Below are 23,574 nucleotides of genomic sequence, written 5' to 3'. Positions count from 1 at the left end.
ATCGATCCGTCAGCAGCGGCCCGTCCCGGCGGCGGGCACGGGCCGCGGGCGACGGATGGATGCGGTGGTGGCTGTGCGAGCCGTCCGCTGATCCGCTCGGCCACTGGCCCCGTCCAGGCGGTTAGGTTAGGTTAACCTTCGCAACCCCGACCACCCCCTTCGAAGGATCGCCGTGCCCGCCACTCGCACCCCCCTCCGCCTGACCGCCGTCGCCTCGCTCGGCCTCGCCGCGCTGCTGCTCACCGCCTGCTCGGGAGGAGCCGACGCCGGCTCCGAGGGCACGTCCGAGAGCAGCGCCGCCGAGAGCGGCGAGGGCTTCCCCGTCACCGTCGACCACGCCTTCGGCAGCACCACCGTCGAGTCGGCCGACCGCGTCGTCGCGACGAGCTGGACCAACCAGGACGTGGCGCTCGCGCTGGGCGTGACCCCGGTCGGCTTCACCCGCGCCTCCTACGGCGACGAGGACGGCGACGGCCTGCTGGTGTGGACGAAGGAGGCGCTCGACGCCTCCGGCGCCGAGACCCCGACCCTGTTCGACGAGACCGACGGCGTGCCCTTCGAGGCGATCTCGGACCTCAGCCCGACCGTGATCCTCTCGGCCTACTCCGGCATCACCCGGCAGGACTACGACACCCTCAGCCAGATCGCCCCCACCGTCGCCTACCCGGGCCTGCCCTGGGGCACGACCTGGCAGGACTCCGCGAAGCTCGACGGCGCCGCGCTGGGCCTCGAGGACGAGGCCGTCGCGAAGGTCGGCGAGATCGAGAGCGACATCACGCAGACCACCGCGTCCTACCCGCAGCTCGCGGGCACCACGTTCATGTACGGCTGGTACGACCCGACCGACGCGAGCACCTTCACCTACTACACGCCGAACGACGCGCGCGTGAAGTTCGTCGAGGACCTCGGACTCGACGTCGCCCCGAGCATCGCCGAGCTCTCCGGCGACTCGGAGGCGTTCAGCGGCACCATCAGCTCGGAGAACGCCGACCAGCTCGACGCCGACGTGCTCGTCGTCTACGGCGACGACACGACCCTCGCCGCGCTGCAGGCCGACCCGCTGCTCTCCAAGATCCCGGCCGTCGAGCGGGGCTCCGTCTACGTGCTCGAGGACGGCTCCTCCGCCGCCATGGCCACCTCGTCGCCGAACCTGCTCAGCATCCCGTGGGTGCTCGACGAGTACACCGCCGGCCTCGCCGCGGCCGCCGACAAGGTGTCGTGACCCGCACCGCACCCACCCGGAAGACGAGGGCGACCGCGCTGGCGGTCGCCCTCGTCGCGCTGGCCGTCGCCTCGGTCCTCTCGCTCGTGTACGGCTCCCGCGAGATCCCGCTCGGCGAGGTCTGGCCGGCGCTGACCTCGCCCGATCCGGCGTCCATCGTCGACGCAGCGGTGCAGGGGCGGGTGCCGCGGACGGTCCTCGCGATCCTGGTCGGCGCCGCACTCGGGCTCGCCGGAGCCGTGATGCAGGGCCTGACCCGCAACCCGCTCGCCGATCCGGGCATCCTCGGCCTCAACTCCGGCGCCTCGCTCGCGGTCGTGCTCGGGATCGCCGGGGTCGGCGCGACGAGCCTGCCGCAGTTCATCTGGCTCGCGTTCCTCGGAGCCGCCGCCGCCGGGGCGTTCGTCTACGCGGTCGCCTCGCTCGGCCGCGAGGGCGCCACTCCGCTGAAGCTCGCCCTCGCCGGAGCCGCCACCGCCGCCGCGCTCACCTCCCTCATCAGCGCGGTCCTGCTCACCCAGGAGACCACGCTGAACCGCTTCCGCTTCTGGCAGGTCGGCGGAGTCGGCGGCGCCGAGACCGCGAGCATCCTGCAGGTCCTCCCGTTCCTCGCGGTCGGCGCGGTGCTGGCCCTCTCCAGCGCGCGAGGGCTCGACGCCCTGGCGCTCGGCGACGACCTGGCGACCGGCCTCGGCCGGCGCGTGGGGCGCATCCGCCTGGTCGCGGGGCTCGCGGCCGTGCTGCTCTGCGGCGCCGCGACCGCGATCGCCGGACCGATCGGCTTCATCGGCCTGGTCGTCCCGCACCTCGCCCGCCGCGTCACGGGCCCCGCGCACGCCTGGCTGCTGCCCTCCTCCGCTCTGCTCGGCGCCCTGCTGCTGCTCGTCGCCGACGTGGTCGGCCGCGTGGTCGCCCGGCCGAGCGACGTCGAGGTGGGCATCGTGACCGCGCTGATCGGCGCCCCGGTGCTCATCGCGATCGTGCGCCGCTCGAAGGTGCGGGCGCTGTGAGGACCGCGGAGGCGCCCGCCGCGGTCGGCATCGCGGCCGGCCGCACGCTGCGCCGTCGGCGCACGGTCATCGGCTGCGCGGTCCTCGCGGTGCTCGCGCTGGCGCTCGTCGTCGTCTCGCTCACGGTCGGCAGCACGGTCTACTCGGTGCCGGAGGTCGTCCGCGTGATCCTCGGCGAGACCGTGCCGGGCGCCTCCTTCACCGTGGGCACGCTGCGGCTGCCGCGCACCATCACGGCCGTCCTGGTGGGCGTGGGCTTCGGGATGGGCGGTGTGATCTTCCAGACGATGCTGCGCAACGCCCTCGCCAGCCCCGACATCATCGGCATCACGTCGGGGGCGAGCGCGGCGGCCGTCGTCGCGATCGCGTTCTTCGGGCTCTCGGGCGGCGCGGTCTCGGTGATCGCGGTCGCGGCCGGGCTCGCGACGGCCCTGATCATCGCCGGGCTGGCCGAGGGCGGCGGAGTGATCGGGGCGCGGCTGATCCTGATCGGCATCGGCGTCGCGGCGATGTTCCAGAGCGTGATCGCCTACGTGCAGACCCGCGCCGACTTCGAGGACGTCCAGGAGTCGCTGCGCTGGCTGACCGGCAGCCTCAACTCGGCCGCCTGGCCCTCCGTCCCGCCGCTCGCGCTGACGATGCTCGTGCTGGTGCCGCTGGCGCTGCTGCTCTCGGGCCGGCTCGGCGTGCTGCAGCTCGGCGACGAGTCGGCGACCGCGCTCGGACTCGACGTGCGGCGCAGCCGGCTGGCCCTGCTCGCGGTCGGAGTCGGCCTCGTGGCCGTCGCGACCGCCGCCACCGGCCCGATCGCGTTCGTCGCCTTCGTCTCGGGGCCGATCGCGCGGCGGATCCTGCCGAGCGCGCGCACGCTGCTGATCCCCTCCGCCCTGGTCGGCGCGGTCGTGGTGCTCGCCGCCGACCTGCTCGCCCAGTACGTGGTCGGCGCGCTGTTCTCGGGCGCGCGCTTCCCGGTCGGCGTCGTCACCGGCGCCCTCGGCGCGCCCTTCCTGCTCTGGCTCCTCGCCCGCCGCAACCGCTCCGGAGGCTCCCTGTGACCGACGCCCCGCCCACCCTCGCCGCCGACGCGGTCACCCTCGCCTACGACGAGCGCGTCGTGGTCGACGGGCTCTCGCTCGCCGTGCCGCCCGGCCGGATCACGGTGATCGTCGGCGCGAACGCCTGCGGCAAGTCGACGCTCCTGCGCGCGATGGCGCGGCTGATCACCCCGCGCTCGGGGAGCGTCCTGCTCGACGGGCGCGCGATCCACCGGCTCCCGACGCGCCAGGTCGCGCAGCAGGTGGGGCTGCTGCCGCAGACCCCGATCGCGCCGGAGGGGATCGCCGTCTCGGACCTGGTCGCCCGGGGCCGCTACCCGCACCGGGGCCTCTTCGGCCGCGGCTCCGGATCGGACGACGACGCGATCGTCGAGGAGGCGCTGCGCGACACCGGCACGCTCGAGCTCGCCGACCGCCCCGTGGACGAGCTCTCGGGCGGGCAGCGCCAGCGGGTGTGGATCGCGATGGCCCTCGCCCAGCGGACCGACGTGCTCCTCCTGGACGAGCCGACGACCTACCTCGACGTGTCGCACCAGGTCGAGGTGCTCGACCTGCTCACCGACCTCAACCGCTCGCGCGGGACGACGATCGTGATCGTGCTGCACGACCTCAACCTCGCCGCCCGCTACGCCGACCACCTCGTCGCCGTGCGCGACGGAGCCCTGTACGCCTCGGGCACGCCCGCCGAGGTGGTGACGCCGGACACGGTGCGCGCGGTGTTCGGGATGGAGTCGCGCGTGATCGAGGACCCGGTCTCGCGGACGCCGCTGGTGCTGCCGATCGGGCGCCACCACTCGGGCTGAGCCCGGCCGGTCAGACTGAGCGGTCAGGCCGGGGCCGCGGCCAGGGAGGCGCCGTCGACGAGCGTGCAGCGGAGGAGCTGCTGCTCCCGTCGCGCGGGGTCGCCCTCGATCAGGATCTGCACGGCGCGGCGGCCCATGTCGCGCCGGGGCAGCTCGAAGCCGGCCTGCCAGCCGGTGCGGTCGGCCGATCCGGAGAGCGACACCAGCGACAGGTCGCCCGGCACCGCCACCCCCTCGGCCTCGGCGGCCTCCTGCAGGAGGACGAACTGCTCCTCCTGCTCGGCGAGGACGACCGTGACGCCCTCGGCGGCGATCCGGCGGATCCACTCCCGCGGCGACGCCTCCGGCCCCGGGACGAGGTGGAGGAAGCCGTCGCCGAGCTCGGCCCGCGCGCCGGCCATGCGGTCGGTGTACGACTCGACACCCTCGCCGTGGCCGGCGTAGGCGAAGCGGGTGTGGCCGAGGGCGCGCGCGCAGGAGATCAGCTCGCGGACGATCGACGCGTAGTCGGCGGCCACGTAGGGCACGGGCCCACCGGCGTCGTCGCGGCGGCCGATGCTGACGAAGGAGAAGCCGCTCGCGTTGAGGAACTCGAGCTCCTCGCGGGGCATGCGCTGCCCGAGGAGGATGCAGGAGTCGGCCAGGCGCAGCCGGGTGGTGCCGCCGCTCAGGCCGCCGCGACGGCCGCCGACGCGACCGCTGGTCAGCAGGAGGAGGTCGATGTCGCGGTTCTGCGCCTCCTCCTCGATGCCGGCGAGGAACGGATGGAAGAAGTCCTCGCGATCGAGCGGGAACAGGCTCTCGTAGGTGTAGACGCCGATCATGCCGGTGCCGACCTGCTTGAGGCGGCGCGCGATGGGGTCGGCGACGTACCCCGTCTCCTGGATCGCCTTGAGGATCCGCGCCCGCGTCGCCTCCGGGACCCGGGCGAGCTGCTCGCCCTTGTCGTTGAGCACGAACGACACCGTCGTCTGGCTGACTCCCGCGAGACGCGCGATGTCCTTCTGCGTGATCCGCGGCACCCGGACACCCCCGCTTCATCCTGGTAATAGGTATTACGTCTTGACCTCAGGCTACCGATGACGAAGGATCGCCGTACGCCCATCCGGGGCGAGAGAGGGCGGAACGTCGACGATGATGAATCCCGCAGACCCAGACAACCAGACCACGGCCTCCCCGAGGCCCGATCGGCAGCACAAGCCCGATCAGCAGCCCGAGCACGATCCGCAGCGCAGGCCCGACAACTCGCGCCGCCTCTTCCTCGCCGGGGGCGCCGCCGCCCTCGCCGGCGCGGCAGGGGCCGTCGGCGCCGCCACTCCGGCCGCCGCCGCGCCCCCGGCCGACGCTCCCGGGCAGAAGAAGCGCCTGAGCGTCACCGAGGGGCCGATCTCACCGCTCGACAAGGAGTTCCGCTGGGACGACCGCGCCGGCGCCGACAACACCCGCGCGGTGCAGGCGGCCATCGACAAGGCGATGACCGCTCCGGGCGGCGAGGTGTCGCTGCCCGCCGGCGAGATCCGGGTCACGGGCCTCGCGGTCGACTACCGCGGCTACCCGGTGCAGCCCGAGAACGGGCCGCCCTACGGCTACGCCGGGCCGAAGATCGTCGGCGCCGGCATGCGCCAGACGAGGATCGTCCAGATCGAGGGCTCGACCCGCGACATCTTCACCGTCTCCGGCCAGACCGGCGACGCGGCCGGCCCCGCCAACAACAACAAGGCCACCGGCGTCGTCCTCGCCGACTTCGAGATGACGGGCACGCCCTCCGGCGGCCACGGGATGTCGCTGCGCTCGCTGGTCAACTGCGAGTTCCGCAACCTGTGGATCCAGAAGACCGGCAAGTCGGGCATCTTCCGCGAGCGCGCCACCTTCGTCTCGGGCGTCGACGACGAGTACTCGTACGCCAACTCCTGGAACAAGATCAAGATCGTCGCCCCCGCGGGCTGGGGCGTGGAGGACTCGGGCAAGGCCTCCATCGGCGGCTCGATGACCAACGTCGAGGCGATCAGCCCCGGCCTCGGCGGCTTCCTCCTCGCGCCGACGAACATGACGCTGCTCGACTGCCAGGCCATCGGCGGCACGGTCGGCCTCCGGTCGATCCGCAACGAGAACCGGCGCTCGGTCAACTCCGGCCTGACCCTGATCAACTTCCGCTCGGAGGGCTCCCGCGACGGCTGGGAGGTGCTGATCGAGGCCGGCACGAGCCACATGATCGTGAACCCGAACTTCTTCCCGACCTCGGGCGCGAACTGCCTCGGCGTCGGCCTGACGAACGGCGGAGCGGACTTCGAGGTGCGCAACCTCACCGTCCTCGGCGGCTTCTACGGGCTCAGCCTCGGCCGCTTCCCGCAGCAGAAGGCGATCGTGCTGGGCAGCGACTCCTCCCAGACGCGCCTCGTGAACCCCTTCATCGAGCGCGGCGCCGCGGGAGTGGACGAGGGCTCGCTGATCGTCGACGACGGACGCCTGACCTCGTTCGAGCTCGGCCGCAGCCGGGTGGAGCGCGCGGCCGGCTACACCACGGTCGCCCGCGCCCCCGAGACCATCCCGACCCCTCCGGCCGGACAGGTCAACGAGGGCTGGGAGCGCTCCGGCGACACCTGGCGGAAGGTGGCCGTCTTCCCCGACGGGCGCCGCGTCGTCATCGCCTCCTGACCCCGGGCGGCGGCGCCCTCCGCGCCTCCTGACCCCGGGCGGCGGCGCCCTCCGCGCCGCCGCCCTCCCCCACTGCACACGGAACGAGCACCAGAACGCATGCATGACGACAGCACCCGCATCGAAGCCCGCATCGCCCGCTTCCGCGCCGAGAGCCTCCGGCCGGCTATCCACCGGGCGGTCGAGCCGCTCGGGATCGAGTCGTGGACCGCTCCGGGCGAGCCGGTCCCCTTCGACCAGGCGCGGGCCGCGTCCTACGCGCCCGCCCGCATCGGGGAGCCGTGGGGCGCCCCCTGGGGCACCGTGTGGTTCCACGTGCGCGGCGAGATCCCCGCCTCCTGGGTCGGCGTCGACGGCTGCGAGCCCGAGCTCGTCGTCGACCTCGGCTACACCGGCGCCCAGTCCGGCTTCGAGGCGGAGGGGCTCGTCTTCACCGCGACCGGCACGGTCGTGAAGGCCGTCGAGCCGTTCAACCAGTCGGTCCCGCTCGACCGGCTGCCCGGCCGCGAGGCGGGCGACCGCACGGTCGAGCTCTACATCGAGGCCGCCGCCAACCCGAACATCACCGGCGACTGGTCCTTCACCCCCACGGCGCTCGGCGGCCGCCCCGCCGACGGCGCCCTGCCGTCCGACCCGCTCTACCGCCTCCGCCGGCTCGAGCTCGGACTGCTCGACCGGGAGGTCTGGGAGCTGGAGCAGGACATGGCCGTGCTCGTCGGGCTGATCGGGCAGCTGCCCGGGTCCTCCCAGCGGCGCGCCGAGATCGTCCGCGCCCTCGACCGCGCCGTCGACGTCCTCGATCCGGACGACGTGTCCGGCACCGCCGCCGCGGGCCGGGAGGCGCTGCGGACGGTCCTCGAGCGCCCCGCCTCGGCCAGCGCGCACCACCTTCACGCCGTCGGCCACGCCCACATCGACTCCGCCTGGCTCTGGCCCGCCCGCGAGACCGCCCGCAAGGTGGCCCGCACCTTCTCGAACGTCTGCGACCTGATCGAGCGCGAGGAGGGCTTCGTCTTCGCCGCCTCCTCCGCGCAGCAGTACGCGTGGCTGAAGCGCGACCACCCGGAGCTGTTCGAGCGCGTCCGCGGCCACGTGCTCGCGGGCCGCTTCGTGCCGGTCGGCGGGATGTGGGTCGAGTCGGACACGAACATGCCCGGCGGCGAGGCGCTCGTGCGCCAGCTGCTCGAGGGCAAGCGCTTCTTCCTCGACGAGTTCGGGATCGACACCGAGGAGGTCTGGCTCCCGGACTCCTTCGGCTACTCCGCCGCGCTGCCGCAGATCATCGCCGGAGCCGGCGGGCGCTGGTTCCTCACGCAGAAGATCTCGTGGAACGAGACCAACACGATGCCCCACCACACCTTCTGGTGGGAGGGCATCGACGGCACCCGCGTGTTCACGCACTTCCCGCCCGTCGACCTCTACAACTCCGACCTCTCCGGCGAGGACCTCGCCCGCGCCGAGCGCCAGTACGCCGAGAAGGGCAGCGGCACCATGTCGCTCGTGCCCTTCGGCTACGGCGACGGCGGAGGAGGCCCCAACCGCGAGATGATCGCGGCCGCCCGCCGCACGCGCAGCCTCGAGGGCTCGCCGACCGTCGAGCTGTCCACGCCCCGCCGCTTCTTCGAGGAGGCGCAGGACGAGTACCCGGACGCGCCCACCTGGTCGGGCGAGCTCTACCTCGAGTTCCACCGCGGCACCTACACGTCGCAGGCGCGCACCAAGCAGGGCAACCGCCGCAGCGAGCACCTGCTCCGCGAGATCGAGCTGTGGGCGACCACGGCCCTCGTCCGCGCCGGGGTCCCGTACCCGGCCGACGAGCTGCGCGAGATGTGGCGGACGGTCCTCCTGCAGCAGTTCCACGACATCCTGCCCGGCACCTCCATCGCCTGGGTGCACCGCGAGGCGGAGGAGAACTACGCCCGCATCGCGCAGCGGATCGAGGAGATGATCGCCGAGGCCGTCCGGGCCCTCGCCGGCGAGGGCTCCGCGGAGCTGCTGGTGAACTCCTCCCCCTTCGCCGTCGGTGGCGTGCCGGCGCTCGCCGCGGCCGCGGCCGACCCCGCCGCGGAGCACTCGGCCCCGACGCTCCGCCCCGACGGCGACGCCCACGTCCTCGACAACGGGCTCGTCCGGGTGCGGATCGGCGCCTCCGGACTCCTCGAGTCGGTCGTGGACCTCGCGAGCGGCCGGGAGATCGTGCCCGCCGGCGCCGCCGCGGGGCTCCTCCAGCTCCACCGCGACACCCCGAACAAGTGGGACGCCTGGGACCTCGACGACAACTACCGCCGCACGGTGGAGGACCTCGTCGGCGTCGACTCGGTCCGCGCCGGCACCGTGAGCGACCCGCTCGGCCGCGAGGTGCCGGCGGTCGTGATCACCCGCTCGTTCGGCGGCTCCACGGTCGTGCAGACCGTCTCGCTGCAGATCGGCCGGGCGGCCGTCGACCTCGACCTCGACATCGACTGGCACGAGCGCCGCAAGCTGCTCAAGCTCGCCTTCCCGCTCGACCTGCTCTCGGACCGGGCGACGTCCGAGATCCAGTTCGGCCACGTGCACCGCCCGACCCACGTGAACACGACGTGGGACGCCGCCCGCTTCGAGACCGTCGCGCACCGCTGGGTGCACGTCGGCGAGCCGGGCTTCGGCGTCGCGGTCGTCAACGACTCCACCTACGGGCACGACATCACCCGCGACCGCGCCGCGGCCGGCACCCCGACGACCACGGTCCGGCTCTCGCTCCTGCGCGCGCCGCTGTTCCCCGACCCGGACGCCGACCAGGGCCGCCACCGCCTCGCCGTCTCGCTCGTGGTCGGCGCCGAGCTGCCCGACGCCGTCGAGGCCGGCTACGCGCTGAACACCCCGGTCCGCAGGCTCACCGGCGCCGCGCCCGTCGCTCCCCTGGTGTCGATCGACGACCCCTCGGTGATCGTCGAGGCCGTGAAGGCGGCGGACGACGGGAGCGGCGACGTGATCGTGCGGCTCTACGAGTCGCTCGGCCGCCGCGCCGCAGCGACCCTCCGCGCCGCCTTCGCCGTCCGGGCGGTCACCCGCACCGACCTGATGGAGCGTCCCGCCGAGCAGGTCCGCATCGAGAGCTCCGTCGAGGCGGATTCGGCCGACGTGCGCCTCGAGCTGCGCCCGTTCGAGATCGCGACGGTGCGCCTGGCGCGCTGAGCGCGAGGGGACGAGGGGCGGGAGCAGGCCGGGTCGGCTTGCTCCTGCCCCTGCGTCATGTGGTCTGCTCGATGCACACCGCCCCGATCGGAGAGGTCCCCCATGCAGTCGTTCCCCGCCCCGCCCCGCCAGGTGCAGATCGGCGACGCCGCCGCGTTCGCCGGCGTCACTCCGCGGGCGATCCGCCACTACCACCGGCTCGGCCTGCTCCCCGAGCGCGAGCGGGGCGGAGACGGCCGCAGGCGCTACGGTTACGACGACATCATCCGGCTGCTCTGGATCCGCCGCCTGGCCGACGCCGGGGTCGCACTCGAGGACATCCGGGACGCCTTCGCCGTCGCAGCCCCGGCCGGCGCCGAGGACAGCGCCGACCGCGAGGACGAGGTCGCGGGCGTCCTCGCGCGGCTGGACGCCGCGCTCGCCGCGCAGGAGGAGGAGCTGCAGCGGAAGCGGGCCTCGGTCCGGCGCATGCGGACCCTCGGCGGCCGGCTGGGGCTGCTCGACGACATCGTCTCGCGCCGCCTCGAGGGCGCACCCGAGGGCTCGCTGCGCCAGGCCGACCTCGACACCCTGCTGGTCACCGAGCGGATGTTCGGCCCGCTGGGCGCCGTCTCCCAGGCCGGCCGCTTCGTGGTCCTGGCCGCCGATCCGGCGCTGCGGGCGGAGGCCGACCGCGTCGACGCCGCCGAGGAGGCCCTCGACGACACGGTCGCCGAGGACGACCCCCGGGTGGAGCAGGTGGCGCGGGAGCGGCACGCCTTCGAGGCCCGGCTGATGCGCGTCGTCGAGGAGTCCGGTCAGCTCGAGGAGGATGAGGCGATCTTCGACGCGTGGGACGAGGCGCACCCGCCCGAGGACCCCGCGCCGGCCCCCGATCCCGCACAGGGCTCCCGCGCCCGGAGCGCCGGCGAGATCATCCGGAGCCTGCCCTACGACGTCTCGCCGGCCCGCCTGCGTGCCATGGACCTGGCGATGCGGCTCGGGATGGAGGAGGCGCCGGCGCCCTGAGACGCGGGGTCACGCCCGCGCGGTCACTCGAGGACCTCCCGCAGCACCTCCAGCGCCCGCTCGCGGTCGCCGACCCCGCCGCCCTCGTGCCCGCTGTACGGCCACACGTCGATCGACGTCTCGCCGCCGGAGACGTTGTGGGAGGCGAAGACCGTCGAGGGCGGGCAGATCGGGTCCATCAGGCCGACCGAGCGGTGCACCCGGCAGCGCAGGCGCCGCGAGAAGTGGACGCCGTCGACGTAGGAGAGGGTCCGCTCGACGGCGTCGAGGTCCTCGGGGCGGGTCGCCAGGTAGCGGGCGATCTCGACGTACGGCGCCTCGTTCGTGACGGTCGTGGCGCGGAGGACGTCGGAGAGGAAGGGCACCAGGGCGATCGCCGCGCGCACCCGGGGGCGCAGCGCCGCCGCGGCGGTCGCGAGCGCTCCGCCCTGGCTGCCGCCGAAGACCGACACCCGGTCCGGGTCCAGCCCGGGGAGCGCCTCCACGGAGTCGACGGCGAGCGCCGCGTCCGCGATCAGGCGCCGGTAGTAGTACGTCTCGGGCGACTCGATGCCGCGGGTCGTGACCCCGGGGTAGGCGGGGCCGCTGCCGTGGGGGTCGGGAGTGGCTCCGGAGCGGGCGAGGCGGCCGGCTCCCTGGCCTCGCGCGTCGACGACCAGGTGCGCGTACCCGGCGGCGGCGATCCAGAGGTGCTCGATCGGCCGGCCCCGTCCGCTGCCGTACCCGGGGTACTCGATCACCACGGGGAGCGGGGCGCCCGGGTCGACCGCGGGGGTCACCAGCCAGGCGGCGATCGGCTCGCCCGCGAAGCCGGGGAACCGCACGTCCCGCACCCGCACCAGCGGGAGGCCCGCGTCGACCGGCACGGCGCTGACGCCGGGGCCGCCCTCCCGCCCGAGCGCGAGGGTGGCCCGCCAGAAGGCGTCGAAGTCGTCGGGCTCCGCGACCTCCGCACGGAACTCGCGGAGGGCGGCGAGGGGGCGATCCGTGAACACCGGGTCAGCCTTTCAGACCGGAGTGCGCGAGCCCTTCCACGAACTGCCGCTGAGCGAGGAGGAACACGGCCAGCACGGGCACGACCGTCATCGTCGCCGCGGCGAGCTGCACGTCCCACATCTCCCCGCCGTAGGCGTCGGTGAAGCGGGTGAGCGCCTGGGGCAGGGTGAAGAGCTCGGGTGAGGTCAGGTAGACCGTCGGCTCGAGGTACATGTTCCAGGACCCGAGGAAGGTCAGGATCGCGACGGCCGACAGCGCGGGCTTGGACAGCGGCAGGAAGATGCGCCGCCAGATCCCGAAGCGGCCGAGGCCGTCCAGGCGCGCGGCCTCCTCGAGCTCGCCGGGCATCGCGATGAAGTACTGCCGCATGATGAACGTGCCCAGCACCGCCGGCGCTCCGACCATCGGCACCAGCAGCAGCGGCACGTGGGTGTCGATGAAGCCGAGCTGCCGGAAGATCTGGAACAGCGGGATGATCGTCACCTCCGTCGGCACCAGCAGGCCGGTCAGGACGACGAGGAACACCGCGTTGCGGCCCGGGAACGGGATCCGGGCGAAGGCGTAGCCGGCCAGGCTCGAGACCAGCAGCGTCACCACGGTGACCGTGACCGCGATGTAGAGGCTGTTCCAGTACTGGAGCGCGAACGGCTGGAACCGGAACGCCTCGGCGTAGCCCGCCAGGCTCGGCGAGTCCGGCAGCAGGGTCGGCGGGTTCGAGAAGATCTCGTTCACCGGCTTGAACGACGAGGCGATCATCCAGAACGTCGGCACCGCGAACGGCAGCACGAGCAGGATCAGCGTCACGACGAGCAGGGCGGTCATGAGCGGGCTGCGGCCGCGGCGGCGCTTGACGGGCGGCTCCGGGACGGCTTCGAGGCGTGGCGTGAGCGGGGTCCCCTGCTCGACGACGGCGTCAGTTCTCATAGAAGACCCATTTCCTGCGCAGCTGCCACTGCACGACCGTGAGGATCAGGACGAAGAGGAGCAGCATCAGCGAGAGCGTCGCGCCGTAGCCGATGTCGCTGAACTCGAAGGCCTGTTGGAACACGTAGTAGACGAGCACTGTCGTCGACAGCTCCGGCCCGCCCTCGGTCAGGACGGCGACCTGCGCGAACGCCTGCAGCGAGCCGACGATCGTGAGGATGGCGGTGAGGAGCAGGGTGGGCGAGATGAGCGGGAGCGTGATCCGGAAGAAGATCGCGCGGGGGCTCGCGCCGTCCAGGCGGGCCGCCTCGTAGAGGTCGCCCGGCACTCCCTGCAGCGCGGCGAGGAAGAGCACCATGTTGACGCCGACGCTGCGGATGACCTGCGTGACGATGACGCTCGCCATCGCGGTGGGCCCCTCCTGGAGCCAGTTCGGCCCGTCGAGGCCGACCAGCGAGAGCAGGCCGTTGATCGCGCCGTTGTCCTGGAGGAGGAAGCCCCAGACGAGGGTCCAGGCGACCACCGAGATGACGACGGGCGAGAAGAAGAGCGTGCGGAACAGGGCGCCGCCCGGGATCCTCCGGTTGAGCAGCACGGCCAGGCCCAGCCCGAGGGCGAGGTTCAGGACGACCACTCCCCCGGAGAAGACCGCGGTCGTGCCGAGCACCGCGCCGATGCTCGGGTCGTTGATCGCCCGCTCGTAGTTCTCGCCGCCCACGAAAGTCATGGAGCCGGTGAAGACGTTCCACTCGTTGAGGCTGAACCAGACCGCGAGCCCGACGGGCAGCAGCACGAACACGATCACACCGAGCAGCTGGGGCGCGATGAAGAGCCAGCCGGCGAGCGCGTCGCGGCGCCGGAGGTTCCAGTAGGCGCCGGCGGGAGCGGATCGGCGGCTGTCCGTCGAGGTCGCGGTCACGGGATCACTTCCCCTGGAGGACGGGCGCGATGGCGTCGCAGACGCCTCCGAGCACCTCGGCGACGTCGGCATCGGCCGACCACATGCGGTCCAGCGCCGTCTTGCCGACCGAGGTGATCTCGGCGGGGCTCGTCACCGGAGGGGTGGCGGACACGTCGGCGAGCTCGTCGACCACGACGCGGTCGAGCTGCTCGGCGCTGAGGCGCGTGTTGACCTTCGCCAGCTCCTCACCGGACAGCAGCGACTCGCGGGGCGGCGGGAAGAACTGCGCGAGCTTGGCGGAGTTCTCCGGGTTGGTCATGAACGAGAGGAAGCCGGTCGCCTCCTCCACGTGGTCGCCGCCTGCGAGCGCGGCCATGCCGGCCTGGCCGATGTTGCCGTACTCGCCGGCGGGGCCGACGGGCAGCGGGTAGATCTCGAACGGGAACGAGCCGTCGAGCAGGCTCGCGCGCGAGACCTGCGCGGTCGTGAACGCGGCGTCGCCGGCGAAGAAGTCCGCCGTCACGCCGGGTCCGGGGGTCGCGCCGCTGACGTAGACCGAGTCGTGGAAGAACTGGAACGCCTCCACCATCTCGGGCGAGTCCATCGTGCACTGGGTCCCGTCGTCGCTCCACGGCTGGGCTCCCCAGCCCGCCCAGAGGTTCGCGAGGCTCAGCCAGCCCGAGAAGTCGAAGTCGCGGATGATGTAGCCGGCCTTGCCGGTCGACTCGTTGACGGCCGCGCCGATGCGGTCGACGTCCTCCCAGCTGAGCGTCGCGGGGTCGACGGTCTGCCCGGCCTGCGCGATGAGGTCCTGGTTCACGTACAGCGCGAACGGCGAGTTGGAGAACGGGTACGCGTAGAGCTCGCCGTCCTGGCTGAACGACTGCGCCACGCTGGGCAGGATGTCGTCGTACTCGTAGCCCTCGGTCCCCTCGAAGGTCTCGGTCAGCGGAGCGAGCGCTCCGGCGTCGATCAGGTCCTTCGCGATGTCGCCGACCCAGGCGAGGTCGGGGGCGTTGCCGCCCGCGGCCTGCGTGGTCAGGGTCGAGTTGTAGTCCGCGAACGGGAGGGACTCGAAGGTCACGGACTCGATCTCGGGGTGGTCGGCGATGTACTCGTCGGCCATCGAGTCGAACAGGGCGAGCTGCTTCTCGTCGGAGGTCCAGACGGACATCCTCAGAGCGACGGGTGCTGAGTCGTCCCCGCCGCCGGCGGCGCCGCAGCCCGAGAGGGCGGCGATCACTCCGACTGCGGCGAGCGAGGCCATCAGCTTCTTCGCTGGTCTCATCGTCTCTCTTTCTCCAATGGTCTTCTCGGTGTTCCCGGTCAGTACCCGACGACGTCGGGCCAGTGGGTCTCTACGCCGCGCGACTCGAGCCTCGCCTGCAGGCGGGCGACGAGGGCGGGGTCGGCGGCGATCTCGTGGGGCGACAGGTCCTCGGCGAGGGCGAGGGCCGCCAGCTCGCCGACGGCCTCGCCGATGTTCCACTCCACGGGGTGGAGGCGGTACGCGCCGTTGGTGATGTGCGTCGTCCCGATGTTCTTGCCCCCGGGCAGCAGGTTCGTCGGGGTGCGCGGCACGAGGGCGCCGAGCGGGATCTCGAACGGCGAGCACTCCACGTCGAGGTAGTTGTCGCCTCCGGTGGTCGGGTGCAGGTCGATCCGGTACATGCCCACGCCGACGGAGTCGTCGAAGCGCGCAGGGCTCCCCGTCCCGCGGGCGGCGACGGAGACGTCCTGCTCGCGCACGGTGGTGAGCGCGCGGATCCGGCGGGACTCGCGGATGTAGGGGGCCTGCGCGAGGCCGTCGGCGGTGCCCATCACGTCGCCGCGGAGCCGGAGCCCGGGCCAGCCGCGGCCGCCGTCGGGCCGGGGCGCCTCGGTCTGGAGCCAGTAGAAGTACGACAGCGAGAGCGCGCGGGCGCCGGCGAGGTGCTTCTCCGGCTCCGGAACGTCGAGGATCGAGCTGTCGAGGTAGTCGAGCATCGGCCAGTTCGCGAGCACGATGTCGCTGTCGAGCGCGCCCGGCCGGAGGGTCTCGGTCGCGAGGATCCGGCGGAACATCCAGAGGTCGGTGTCCCCGCCCTGCGCGCGCTGGTCGGCGGTGCGGGTGTCGCCCACGGCGTTGACGTGCATCGTGCGGGTCTCGGGGCGCAGCGTCCTCGGGTTCGGCGCGGTGAAGGAGAGGAGCTTCCCGCCCCAGAACGGCACCTCGTACTCGTGCCAGTAGTCGTAGTCGGCCGGGCGCTCGATGGTGTGGTCGCCGTCCGCGCTGTCGAAGCCGAAGCACCAGGTGACGGCCTGCACGTTCATCGGGTCGGCGACGGCGGGAGCGCTGGGCTCGCCGTGCTCGTCGCGCGACTCGGACCCCGTGACGTAGTCGACCTCCGCGAGGGGGAGCAGCTCCCCCGTCTCGGTCGCGTCGACCACGTACCGTCCGGAGACGGCGAGCTCCTCGCCCGAGACCGCGTCGCGCAGCAGGACGCGCTCGATCCGGCCCGGGCCGCCGTCGACGGCGAAGGGGACGACGCCGGTGACGACGCGGATCGCTCCGCTCGAGCGGTAGGGGGCGAGCATCTCGTCGAGCACGGCGACGGCGACGCGGGGCTCGGCGCAGAGCCGGCTCACGAGTCCGCGGCCGGGGTTCAGGCGGTCGTCGCGCATCGCCTCGGCGGTGAGGGGGTAGTTGCGGCGGTAGTAGCCGCGGATGCCGTCCCGGAGGCGCCGGTAGTCGGCGGTGACGCCGAACTGCTCGACCCAGGTGTGCTCGTCCGGCGGGACGCCCTGCGAGGTGAGCTGGCCGCCCAGCCACGGGTACTGCTCGGTCAGCACGACCGAGAGGCCGTTGCGGGCGAGGGCGATCGCCGCCGCCACTCCTCCGAGGCCGCCGCCGATCACGGCGACATCTGCTTGCATCGGGGTCACGCGTCCGCCTCGTCCTCGTCGACAGTCTGGGTCATCGGCCTACTACCCGCGGGTAATACGTATTGCCGATTGATTAGACCGTAACGCACGAGTGTCCGGTTGGCAACGGTCTCCGCCGTTCCGAGCGATGCCGCGGCGACCCGCGGGCGTCCTCAGCCGGAAGCGGGCCGGATGTCAGGGCTCGGTGGCATGCTCGACCCCGAGCGCGGCCGGCGGGCGGCGGCGCGGAGCGGAGCGGAGCAGCATGATCGGGTTGGATCTCACCGGGCGCACGGCCCTCGTCACGGGGTCGGGGCAGGGCATCGGGCTGGCCATCGCGACGACGCTCGCGGAGGCGGGCGCCGAGGTGATCGTGAACGCCCGCTCCGAGCGGTCGATCCGCCGGGCGATCGAGGCCGTCGGCGCGGCGGTGCCGGAGGCGCGGGTGCGCGGAGTCGCGGCCGACGTGTCGACGGAGAAGGGCACGGCCTCCCTCCTGCGCGCGGCCGCCGACGTGGACGTGCTCGTCAACAACCTCGGGATCTTCGGCTCCGCCGATGCGCTCTCCATCGACGACGACGAGTGGCGCCGCTACTTCGAGGTCAACGTGCTCACCGGCGTGCGCCTCACCCGCGCCTACCTCCCGGGGATGATGGAGCGCGAGTGGGGCCGCGTCCTCTACATCGGCAGCGACTCCGCCGTCGTCACGCCCGCCGAGATGATCCACTACGGAGTGTCGAAGACCGCGCTGCTGGGCGTCTCGCGCGGCTTCGCCAAGGCCTCCGCCGGCACCGGGGTGACGGTGAACAGCGTGCTCGCCGGGCCGACCCACACGGGCGGCGTCGAGGACTTCGTCTACGAGCTGGTCGACCGCGAGCTCCCGTGGGAGGAGGCGCAGCGCGAGTTCATGCGCCTGCACCGGCCGCAGTCGCTGCTGAAGCGCCTCATCGAGCCGGAGGAGATCGCCCACATGGTGGCGTACCTCGCCTCCCCGCTCGCCTCGGCCACCACGGGCGCCGCCGTGCGCGTCGACGGCGGCTACATCGACTCGATCGTGCCGTAGCGCGCGCTCCCGGGGCTTCCCGGGGCGCCGGCCGTCAGCGCGGAGGGGCGACCGAGCCGCCGGGGCGCCACGGGCCGCCGATGCGCTCCTGGAGGAGCGGCGCCGCCGGGTCGGCGAGGCGGGCGAGCAGCGCCTCCACTCCGCGGCGGCCGAGCTCGCGGCCGGGCGCGACGAGCAGGTCGAGTGCCGGGTCGGCCAGGTCGGCGACGTCGGGGTCGGAGGCGAGCAGGACGATCGAGAGGTCCTCGGGCACGCGCAGCCCGCGGTGCCGCACCTCGTGCGCGAACCCGACGGCGGCGCCCCCGTTGACGATCACCACGGCGGTCGCGGAGGCGGGGTCGAACGAGCGGGCGAGGGTGCGGCCACCGGCGGGCGACTCCTCGCAGCGCAGCAGCACGCCCTCGACGCCGCGGGCCGCGCAGGCGAGCGCGAACGCCTCCTGGGTGCGCGCATAGGGGCCGAAGTCGGCCGCGGCGTCGCGGTCCGGGCCGAGCACGAGCGCCACCCGCGCGTGCCCCAGGCCGGCGAGCCGGCCGAGCGCCTCCTCGACCATCCCCTCGAAGTCGATGTCGACCCAGTCGAGGGCGGACGGGTCGCGGGTGCGCCCGATGAGGGCGAAGGGCGTGCCGGAGTCCCGAAGGACCGGCACGCGCTCGTCCTCGCTGGTGACCTGCATCAGCACGACGCCGTCGATCAGGCCGTCGGCGCGCAGGTCGGCGAGGCGGTCGGAGCCGCCGACCGTCGGCCACAGGACGATCGAGTGGTCCTGCTCCGCCGCGGCCTCGGCGGCTCCGAGCAGGAACGAGGTGGCGGTGTTGAGCGGCCGGCTCGACACGAGCGGATAGACGACCGCGACGATCCCCGAGCGGCGCCGCGCGAGGGCGCGGGCCAGGGCGTGCGGCCGGAAGCCGAGCTCGTGCATCGCCGCCCGCACCCGCTCGCGGGTCTCGGGCGAGACGGGCTTGGTGTCGTTGACCACGAACGACACCGTCGCGATCGAGACCCCCGCGAGGCGCGCGACATCCCTCATCGTGGCCACCGCGCCTCCTCCGCTCGCGCCGCCCGGCCGTGGTTGACGCGGGGCGGACGTCTCCCGCATCCTAGGAGACGCGGCCGGTAAAGCGGTTAACCCCGTGTCGGGCCGCCCACCGCCGCACCGTCTCCACCGTCGAAGAAGGAACACCGTGACCACACCCTCCTCCCCCGTCCGCGTCCTCGTCTGGGGCGAGAACCGCCATGAGCAGATCGAGGAGAAGGTCCGCGCGATCTACCCCGACGGCATGCACAGCACGATCGCCGACGGCATCCGCGAGAACCTCGGCGAGCGCGCCACCGTCTCCACCACCACGCTCGACGAGCCCGAGCACGGCCTCACCGAGGACGTCCTCGACGCCACCGACGTGCTCGTCTGGTGGGGCCACATGGCCCACGGCGACGTCTCCGACGAGATCGTCGAGCGCGTCCAGCGTCACGTCCTCTCGGGCATGGGCCTCGTCGTCCTGCACTCCGGCCACTGGTCGAAGATCTTCGGCAAGCTCATGGGCACCACCTGCACGCTGCGCTGGCGCTCGGAGCAGGACCGCGAGCTGGTCTGGACCGTCGACCCCACGCACCCCATCGCCCAGGGGATCCCGCACCCCTTCCTGATCCCGCAGCAGGAGATGTACGGCGAGTTCTTCGACGTGCCGGCGCCCGACGAGCTCGTGTTCCTCTCGACCTTCACGGGCGGCGAGGTCTTCCGCTCCGGCATGACCTGGAAGCGCGGCCACGGGCGCATCTTCTTCTTCTCCCCCGGCGACCAGGACTACCCCGTCTACCACCAGGCCGAGGTGCGCCGCGTGATCGCGAACGGCGTCGAGTGGGTGCGCTCCTCGCGCCCCGAGCGCCGCCTCCCGGTGCTGCAGCGCTACGAGACCGAGGACTTCCACAACGGCCAGGACTACGAGGGAGCGCTCGTCCGATGACGGTCCGCCTCGTCCAGGTCGGCGCCGGCGCGATGGGCCGCGCCTGGATCCGCACCATCCGCGACTCCCCGGACGCCGAGCTCGTCGGCCTGGTCGACCTCGACGTCGACCTCGCGACGGCTGCCGCGGAGGAGGAGGGGGTCGGCCCGGTCGCGGTCGGCACCTCCGTCGCCGAGGTCGCCGCGCGCTCCGGCGCCGACGCCGTGGTCAACGTGACCGTGCCGCGGGCGCATCTGCCCGTCAGCTCGGAGGCGCTGTTCGCCGGGCTGCCCGTGCTCTCCGAGAAGCCGATCGCGCCGACCATCGCCGAGGCGCTGGTGCTCGCGGCGACGGCCGAGGCCTCGGGCCGGCTCCTGATGACCAGCCAGTCGCGCCGCTACTACGCGGCGATCACCGCCTTCCGCGAGCAGATCGCCGGGCTCGGGCAGCTGGGCACCGCCTCCGTGCACTTCGCGAAGGCGCCCCGCTTCGGCGGCTTCCGCGACGAGATGGACCACGTGCTCCTGGTCGACATGGCGATCCACGCCTTCGACGCGGCGCGGTACCTGCTCGACAGCGACCCGGTCGCGGTCTACTGCGAGGAGTACAACCCGGCCTGGAGCTGGTACGCCGACGGAGCCGCGGCGAGCGCCGTGTTCGAGTTCGCCGGCGGAGTGCGCTTCAGCTACACCGGCAGCTGGTGCGCCGACGGCCTCGAGACCTCGTGGAACGGCGACTGGCGCGTGAACGGGGCCGGCGGCACCGCGCACTGGGACGGCGACGGCGCTCCGGAGTGGCAGTCGCGCGAGTCGGAGGCGGTGCGGACCGCCACGCTCGAGCCCGTGCCCGAGGAGATCGCGGGCTCGCTCGCGGAGTTCGTGCGGGTGCTGGGCTCGGGGGCGGTGCCCTCGGGCGAGGTGCACTCGAACGTGCGGAGCCTCGCGATGGTGGAGGCGGCCGTCCGCTCCTCCGAGACGGGTGCGCGGGTGCGGCTCGACGACGTGCTGGAGGAGGGGTACGCGGAGGCGCTGACGCTCGCGCGTGACGAGCGAGTCCGCGCGGCCCTCGGCTCCTGGGGCTCGGCCGCGGAGGGCCTCGCGCGCTGACCACGCCGCCTGGCGGATCTCGAGGCGTCCGTGCCGGCGTCTCGAGACCCCGCCCGGTCGCGGCTCCGCCACCGCGCGTTCGCCGGGCGGACACCTGCGGGCGGCGGTGCGTTCACCGGGGGCGGCCAGCGTGGGCGGGTTCCTTCGAAGCCGCTCAGGAGACCCGTGTCCTCTCGTCACACCCGCACCCGCACCCGCACCGCCGCCCTCGCCCTCACCGTCACCCTCGCCGGCTGCACCCTCGGAGCCGCGGCCCTGCCCGCCTCCGCCGCGGGCGACTCCTTCTTCACCCGCATCGCCACGGTGCCGGCCTACCTCAACGCGGCCGACCCGTCCGCCGACTCCGCCGTCGCCGAGATCTCGAGCGCGTCGCCCGACGGCCGCCTGGTCTACTCGACGGACTCCGCCGGGCAGCGCATCGACGTCCTCGACATCTCGGACCCCGACGCCCCCGAGCCGCGCGGCGGCGTCGGCGTGGGCGGCGAGCCGACCTCGGTCTACGCGACCGGCGAGTACGTCCTCGCGGTGGTCGACACGAGCGACGGCGACTTCGCGAACCCCTCCGGCCACGTCAGCGTGCTGCACGCCGACGACCTCGCGCCCGTCGCGAGCATCGAGCTCGGCGGCCAGCCCGACTCCATCGACGTCACCACCGACGGCTCGACCGCGGTCATCGCGATCGAGAACCAGCGCGACGAGGACCTCGCCCCCGAGGGCAGCGAGGAGGGCGACCTCCCGCAGGCGCCCGCCGGGGAGCTCGTGGTGATGGACCTCGCGGGCGACCCCTCCGCCTGGGTGCCGGAGCACGTCGACCTCACCGGTCTCGCCGGCCTCGACACCCCGTCGGACCCGGAGCCCGAGTACGTCTCGATCAACCCGGCCGACACGGCCGTCGCCGTGACGCTGCAGGAGAACAACGCCGTCGCGATCGTCGACCTGGCCACCCGCTCCGTCACCGCCTCGTACACCGCGGGCACCGCCTCCGTCAGCGGCATCGACACGCTCGACGACGACTCGATCTCGCTGACCGGCTCGATCACCGACGTCCCGCGCGAGCCCGACGCGATCGGCTGGGTCGGCGACGACCACGTCGCGATCGCGAACGAGGGCGACTGGAAGGGCGGCACGCGCGGCTGGTCGATCCTCGACGCCGCGACCGGGGCCGTGCAGTGGGACGCCGGGAACTCGTTCGACCACCTCGCGGTGCGCCTCGGGCTCTACCCGGACAAGCGCTCCGACGCGAAGGGCTCCGAGCCCGAGGGCCTGCTCTCGGCCACCTTCGACGGCGTCCCCTACGTGTTCGTCGGCGCCGAGCGGGCCAACTTCGTGGCCGTCTACGACGTGTCGGAGCCGACCGCGCCGCGCTTCGTGCAGGCGCTGCCGTCGACGCCCGGCCCGGAGGGGCTGCTCGCCCTGCCCGAGCGCGACCTGCTGGTCGTCTCGAGCGAGACCGACGACGCCGAGGCCGCCGTCCGCGCGAGCGTGCAGCTCTACGCGCTCGGCGCCTCCGCCCCCGCGTTCCCGACCGTGCTGTCGGCCGACGTCGACGGATCGCCGCTGCCCTGGGGCGCGCTCTCGGGCCTCTCAACCGACCCGGCGGCGCCCGACCGCCTGTACGCGGTGAGCGACAGCGCCTACGCGCCGAGCACACTCCACTCGATCGACACCTCCGTCTCGCCGGCGCTGCTCGACACGACCCTCACGGTGACCGAGGGCGGCGAGCCCGCCGCTCTGGATCTGGAGGGGATCGCCGCCCGCGTCGACGGCGGCTTCTGGGCCGTGACGGAGGGCGGGACAGGCGACGGCAACGCACTCCTGCGACTCGACGCGGACGCCGCGGTGACCGAGCGGATCGCCCTGCCCGCGGAGCTCGCCACCGCGCTGGGCAAGCAGGGCTTCGAGGGAGTGACCGTCGAGGACAGTGCCGCCGGTGAGATCGTCTGGACGGCGCTGCAGCGCGAGGCCTCGATCGACGCCGACGGAGTGGTCCGGATCGGGCGCTACGACGTCGCCGCCGACAGCTGGAGCTTCTTCGGCTACCCGCTGGAGGCCGTGTCCGGGGCGGACGGCGACTGGAACGGGCTCTCGGAGATCACGCTGACCCCCGCGGGCACGCTCGCGGTGATCGAGCGCGACAAGCTCAACGGGCCGGACGCCGCGCTGAAGGCCGTGTACACGGTGCCGCTGCCGACGGAGGCCGGCGCGGCGGTCGGAGAGACGCTGCCGATGCTCGAGAAGACCCTCGCGGTCGACGTGCTGCCCGCGTTGCAGGCCGGGAACGGCTGGACCCAGGAGAAGCTCGAGGGCCTCGGGATCACCGGCTCCGGCGAGGTGTTCGCGGTGACCGACAACGACGGCGTGGACGACGCGAACGGCGAGACGGTGCTCGCATCGCTCGGCTCCGCGGCGTCCGTGTTCGGGACGGGGACGGTACCGACGCCGGGACCGACTGTTGGGCCGACCGTCGAGCCGACGGTGGCGCCGACGGGTGAGCCGACCACGGCGCCGACCGCGCACCCCTCGGCCGAGCCGACCCGCGCGCCGGCTCCCGCTCCGGCCGGCGCCGTTCCTCCGCGGACCGGCTCGGGACTCGCGAGCACCGGCGTCGAGACGGGCTGGACCGCCGCGGCGGCTCTCGCCCTGCTCGCCGGTGGAGCGCTCGCGCTCGGAGTCACGCGCCGCCGCCGCGACGCGCGCTGACGGACGCCGACGGCCCGGGGGACAGTGTCCTCCGGGCCGTCGGCGTTCCCGCCGCGAGCGGGGCGAGAGCCGCCGCGGCGGTCCAGCCCGTCTCGACGCCGGTGCTCGCG

General features: G+C 73.5%; 18 protein-coding genes. 11 read left to right on the top strand and 7 right to left on the bottom strand.

Annotation, left to right across the window (positions count from 1 at the left end):
* The first annotated feature begins 172 nt into the window (after positions 1–172).
* Genes C5C99_RS12140 through C5C99_RS12125 form a run of 4 tightly spaced genes read left to right on the top strand, consistent with a single transcriptional unit; the run spans position 173 to position 4,090 of the window.
* Positions 173–1,222, top strand: coding sequence for an iron-siderophore ABC transporter substrate-binding protein (locus tag C5C99_RS12140; RefSeq protein ID WP_181074599.1), 1,050 nt, complete (start codon positions 173–175; stop codon positions 1,220–1,222).
* Positions 1,219–2,232, top strand: coding sequence for an iron ABC transporter permease (locus C5C99_RS12135; RefSeq protein WP_104224306.1), 1,014 nt, complete (start codon positions 1,219–1,221; stop codon positions 2,230–2,232). Before C5C99_RS12140 ends, C5C99_RS12135 begins: the two co-directional genes overlap by 4 nt.
* Entirely contained in the window at positions 2,229–3,287 is a 1,059-nt protein-coding gene (locus C5C99_RS12130) for an iron chelate uptake ABC transporter family permease subunit (RefSeq protein ID WP_104238784.1), read from the top strand. Before C5C99_RS12135 ends, C5C99_RS12130 begins: the two co-directional genes overlap by 4 nt.
* Complete coding sequence (locus C5C99_RS12125) at positions 3,284–4,090, top strand: ABC transporter ATP-binding protein (RefSeq protein ID WP_104340142.1); 807 nt, start codon at positions 3,284–3,286, stop codon at positions 4,088–4,090. The genes C5C99_RS12130 and C5C99_RS12125 overlap by 4 nt, the downstream gene beginning before the upstream one ends.
* 23 nt (positions 4,091–4,113) lie before the next feature.
* Here C5C99_RS12125 and C5C99_RS12120 read toward each other — a convergent pair whose 3' ends face one another.
* Positions 4,114–5,112: a LacI family DNA-binding transcriptional regulator gene (locus C5C99_RS12120; protein ID WP_104227154.1), complete on the bottom strand. Its 999-nt coding sequence runs from the start codon at positions 5,110–5,112 to the stop codon at positions 4,114–4,116.
* 112 nt (positions 5,113–5,224) lie between these two features.
* On the opposite strand from C5C99_RS12120, the gene C5C99_RS12115 reads away from it, so the two are divergent.
* The 3 genes from C5C99_RS12115 (at position 5,225) to C5C99_RS12105 (ending at position 10,927) form a co-directional block, all read left to right on the top strand.
* A complete protein-coding gene (locus tag C5C99_RS12115; protein ID WP_104340141.1) occupies positions 5,225–6,745 on the top strand; it encodes a hypothetical protein in 1,521 nt (506 codons plus the stop codon).
* Between the two features lie 99 nt (positions 6,746–6,844).
* On the top strand, positions 6,845–9,919 hold the full coding sequence (locus C5C99_RS12110) for a glycoside hydrolase family 38 C-terminal domain-containing protein (RefSeq protein ID WP_104340140.1): 3,075 nt from the start codon (positions 6,845–6,847) through the stop codon (positions 9,917–9,919).
* 102 nt (positions 9,920–10,021) lie between these two features.
* Positions 10,022–10,927, top strand: a complete 906-nt coding sequence (locus C5C99_RS12105; RefSeq protein ID WP_219813629.1) for a MerR family transcriptional regulator — start codon at positions 10,022–10,024, stop codon at positions 10,925–10,927.
* Positions 10,928–10,950: 23 nt separating this feature from the next.
* Here the strand turns inward: C5C99_RS12105 and C5C99_RS12100 are convergent, their stop codons facing one another.
* From C5C99_RS12100 to C5C99_RS12080, 5 genes are read right to left on the bottom strand one after another with little or no spacing between them, the layout of a single operon-like run.
* The gene (locus C5C99_RS12100) at positions 10,951–11,922 is read right to left on the bottom strand and encodes an acetylxylan esterase (protein ID WP_104340138.1); all 972 of its coding nucleotides are present in this window, start codon (positions 11,920–11,922) and stop codon (positions 10,951–10,953) included.
* 4 nt (positions 11,923–11,926) lie between these two features.
* Positions 11,927–12,847, bottom strand: a complete 921-nt coding sequence (locus tag C5C99_RS12095) for a carbohydrate ABC transporter permease (RefSeq protein ID WP_244229554.1) — start codon at positions 12,845–12,847, stop codon at positions 11,927–11,929.
* The gene (locus C5C99_RS12090; protein WP_104234014.1) at positions 12,837–13,766 is read right to left on the bottom strand and encodes a carbohydrate ABC transporter permease; all 930 of its coding nucleotides are present in this window, start codon (positions 13,764–13,766) and stop codon (positions 12,837–12,839) included. Before C5C99_RS12090 ends, C5C99_RS12095 begins: the two co-directional genes overlap by 11 nt.
* Positions 13,767–13,770: 4 nt before the next feature.
* Positions 13,771–15,036, bottom strand: a complete 1,266-nt coding sequence (locus C5C99_RS12085; RefSeq protein ID WP_104224315.1) for a sugar ABC transporter substrate-binding protein — start codon at positions 15,034–15,036, stop codon at positions 13,771–13,773.
* Positions 15,037–15,074: 38 nt separating this feature from the next.
* Positions 15,075–16,664 carry an FAD-dependent oxidoreductase gene (locus tag C5C99_RS12080; protein WP_104234052.1) on the bottom strand — a complete coding sequence of 530 codons (1,590 nt, stop codon included), beginning with the start codon at positions 16,662–16,664 and terminating at the stop codon, positions 15,075–15,077.
* Positions 16,665–16,920: 256 nt separating this feature from the next.
* Here C5C99_RS12080 and C5C99_RS12075 point away from each other — a divergent pair, with 256 nt between their 5' ends.
* A complete protein-coding gene (locus tag C5C99_RS12075; RefSeq protein WP_104339128.1) occupies positions 16,921–17,715 on the top strand; it encodes an SDR family NAD(P)-dependent oxidoreductase in 795 nt (264 codons plus the stop codon).
* 34 nt (positions 17,716–17,749) lie between these two features.
* Here C5C99_RS12075 and C5C99_RS12070 read toward each other — a convergent pair whose 3' ends face one another.
* Positions 17,750–18,745, bottom strand: coding sequence for a LacI family DNA-binding transcriptional regulator (locus tag C5C99_RS12070; protein ID WP_258063691.1), 996 nt, complete (start codon positions 18,743–18,745; stop codon positions 17,750–17,752).
* Between the two features lie 154 nt (positions 18,746–18,899).
* Between C5C99_RS12070 and C5C99_RS12065 the strand changes: the two genes are divergently transcribed.
* The 3 genes from C5C99_RS12065 (at position 18,900) to C5C99_RS12055 (ending at position 23,464) form a co-directional block, all read left to right on the top strand.
* Positions 18,900–19,679: a ThuA domain-containing protein gene (locus C5C99_RS12065; protein ID WP_104224317.1), complete on the top strand. Its 780-nt coding sequence runs from the start codon at positions 18,900–18,902 to the stop codon at positions 19,677–19,679.
* Complete coding sequence (locus C5C99_RS12060) at positions 19,676–20,764, top strand: Gfo/Idh/MocA family protein (RefSeq protein ID WP_104224318.1); 1,089 nt, start codon at positions 19,676–19,678, stop codon at positions 20,762–20,764. The genes C5C99_RS12065 and C5C99_RS12060 overlap by 4 nt, the downstream gene beginning before the upstream one ends.
* Positions 20,765–20,929: 165 nt before the next feature.
* The gene (locus C5C99_RS12055) at positions 20,930–23,464 is read left to right on the top strand and encodes an esterase-like activity of phytase family protein (RefSeq protein ID WP_104340137.1); all 2,535 of its coding nucleotides are present in this window, start codon (positions 20,930–20,932) and stop codon (positions 23,462–23,464) included.
* Positions 23,465–23,574 lie beyond the last annotated feature (110 nt).

The sequence above is a fragment of the Rathayibacter sp. AY1C4 genome (genome assembly GCF_002932195.1).
GTDB lineage: Bacteria > Actinomycetota > Actinomycetes > Actinomycetales > Microbacteriaceae > Rathayibacter.
Note: the sequence above shows the minus strand (reverse complement) of the source record. Positions and strands in the feature narration are given on the sequence as shown.